The organism is Amycolatopsis kentuckyensis (genome assembly GCF_002155975.1).
Taxonomy (GTDB): domain Bacteria; phylum Actinomycetota; class Actinomycetes; order Mycobacteriales; family Pseudonocardiaceae; genus Amycolatopsis; species Amycolatopsis kentuckyensis.
In genome coordinates this window covers 1-521 of sequence record NZ_MUMI01000724.1, presented here as the reverse complement: position 1 = coordinate 521, position 521 = coordinate 1, and the positions used below count along the sequence as shown (strand labels likewise).

The window sequence follows — 521 nt, the reverse complement described above, 5'->3', positions numbered from 1 at the left end:
CGCGGGCGTCCTTCACCCGCCGGTAGATGCGCCGGGAAGCGAGCAGAAGCAGGGCCACACCTGCGGCGACGGTCGCGATGATGGTGATCGCGCCGTACTCGGTGGACGTCAGCTCGAACCGCGCGGATGACCCGAGCGGGGTACCGGTCGGCGTGCTCAACGACACATCGACGCTGAACCGGCCGGCCCGCAGCGCCTCCACCGGCAGGAAGTAGTTCTTGCCGCCGCTGGCCGGGAAGAACCAGTCCTTCGCGTCCTCCGGGCGCAGGCCCGTGTTGTTGTTCAGGGTGAACCGGGCGTTGATCCCGACCGGCAGGTCGTTGCTGACGTACACCGGCAGCGGCGAGTTGCCGGACGCCAGCGCGATGGTCTGCTTCGGCTGCGAGACGGTGACCCGCCCGCTGATCGCCGCCAGCTCCGCCTGGGCGTTCGTGGTCGCCGCGTCCGCGGGCAGCCCTCGCCACGCCGTGGACGCGCCGCGCAGCTCGGCCCGCCGAACCGGCTCGACCACGTCGTCCGGC

General features: G+C 71.8%; 1 protein-coding gene. It reads right to left on the bottom strand.

Annotated features, from left to right (window positions below):
* The coding region (locus tag CCN39_RS46490; RefSeq protein ID WP_244211330.1) for a DUF6049 family protein at positions 1–521 on the bottom strand (521 nt) is incomplete at both ends.